General features: G+C 70.6%; 1 protein-coding gene. It reads right to left on the bottom strand.

Annotated features, from left to right (window positions below):
• Positions 1–2,201 (bottom strand): beta-ketoacyl synthase N-terminal-like domain-containing protein (locus ACFVYN_RS41280; protein ID WP_390008064.1); only part of this gene is annotated, 2,201 nt, incomplete at both ends.

Raw genomic sequence — 2,201 nt, forward strand, 5'->3', positions numbered from 1 at the left:
TCGACATACGGGGTGAGCGCCTCGGCGCACCTGTCCACGGACTCGGCGAACACCGGCGAACTGTCCAGAAGTTCCGCAGCCATCCCCACCCACTGCGAACCCTGACCCGGAAACACGAACACCGCACCGGTGTCACCCTCGCTCGTGACGGGCGTGCCACTGACCACGTTCGCGGCAGGCTCACCAGCCGCGATCGCGTCCAGCCCGGCGAGGAACCCCTCCCGGTCCCCGGCCACCACCACCGCACGATGCTCCAACGCCGCCCGACGCGTGGCCAGGGACCACCCGACGTCCGAGACAGAGGCAACGTCCTCGGCAGCGAACTCCCGCAACCGCGCCGCCTGCGCCCGCAACCCCGCCACCGACCGACCCGACACCACCCACGGCACAACACCACCAACAGAAACCGCAGTGGCATCGGCATCGGCATCGGCATCGGCATCGGCAGGAACCTCGACCGGCGGAGCCTCCTCCACGATCACATGCGCATTGGTCCCGCTCACCCCGAACGACGAGACCGCCGCCCGCCGCGCCCGGTCCGCCTCGGGCCACTCGGCGTGCTCGGTCACCAACTTCAACGCACCCGTGGACCAGTCCACGTACGGCGACGGCTCGTCGACATGCAAGGTCGCGGGCACGACTCCGTGCCGTATCGCCATCACCATCTTGATCACACCGGCCACACCCGCAGCAGCCTGCGTATGACCGATGTTCGACTTCAACGACCCCAACAACACCGGCCGTTCAGCCGGACGATCCTGCCCGTACGTCGCCAGCAGAGCCTGCGCCTCGATCGGATCACCCAGCTTCGTCCCCGTACCGTGCGCCTCCACCACATCCACCCCGGACGCAGGCACCCCAGCGTTCGCCAGGGCCTGGCGGATGACGCGTTCCTGGGACGGACCATTGGGCGCGGTGAGGCCGTTGGACGCGCCGTCCTGGTTCAGCGCGGAGCCCCGTACGACCGCCAGAACCTGATGCCCGTTGCGCCGGGCGTCGGACAACCGCTCCACCAACAGGACACCGACGCCCTCCGCCCAGGCGGTGCCGTCCGCGGCGGCGGCGAAGGGCTTGCAGAGGCCGTCGGGGGACAGTCCGCGCTGATGGCTGAACTCGGTGAAGATCCCGGGAGTGGTCATGACGCTGACTCCGCCGACAAGCGCCATACCGCATTCGCCGCTGCGCAGCGACTGAACGGCCAGGTGCAGCGCGACCAGCGAGGACGAACATGCCGTGTCCACGGTGATGGCCGGACCGGTCAGCCCGAGGGTGTAGGCGATCCGGCCGGACGCCACGCTGCCCGCGGCCCCGGTGAAGAGATACCCCTCCGTCCCCTTGGTGTCGGCCGCACCGCTGCCGTAGCCCTGCGGGACGAAGCCGACGAAGACTCCCGTTCGGCTGCCCCGTAGCGACAGCGGGTCGAGACCCGCGCGTTCCAGGGTCTCCCAGGAGGTCTCCAGCAGCAGCCGCTGCTGCGGATCCATCGCCAGCGCCTCCCGCGGCGACAGCCCGAAGAAGGGGGCGTCGAACTCCGCCGCGTCGTGCAGGAATCCGCCCTGGTGGACGTAGCAGCTGCCGGGTCGTGTGGTGTCGGGGTGGTACAGCGCGTCGAGGTCCCAACCCCGGTCCGCCGGGAACCCGGAGATCACCTCCTGGTCCGACAGGAGCAGTTCCCACAGGTCTTCCGGTGACCGGACTCCGCCCGGGAAGCGGCAGCCGACGGACACGATCGCGATCGGTTCCTGCGAGGCGACGGACGCGGCGGACACGGCCGCGCCCGTGCCCGTGCCCGTGCCCGTGCCCGTGCCCGTGCCCAGGATCCGGTCACGGAGGTGCTCGGCGAGTGCCAAGGGGGTCGGGTGGTCGAACACGACGGTCGGCGCGAGGGCCACGCCCGTCGCCGCGACAAGCCGGTTGCGCAGCTCGACCCCGGTCAGAGAATCGAAGCCGAAGTCCCGGAAGGCCTGCCGGACCTCCACCTCACCGGCTGACGACCAGCCCAGCACCGCCGCCGCGTGACGGCACACCTCGTCCAGCACGACACGCTTCTGCTGAGCAGGGGTGGCCGCGTCGGCCACCCGTCGCGGGAACCCCTCGGGTACCTCGGACACGGGAACCGACGGCAGCTCGACCCGGACCTCGGACGCCGGGCCGGCGGGCGCGAGCCAGTAGTGGTCGCGTTGGAAGGCGTAGGTGGGGAG

The organism is Streptomyces sp. NPDC058307, assembly GCF_042880295.1.
Taxonomy (GTDB): domain Bacteria; phylum Actinomycetota; class Actinomycetes; order Streptomycetales; family Streptomycetaceae; genus Streptomyces.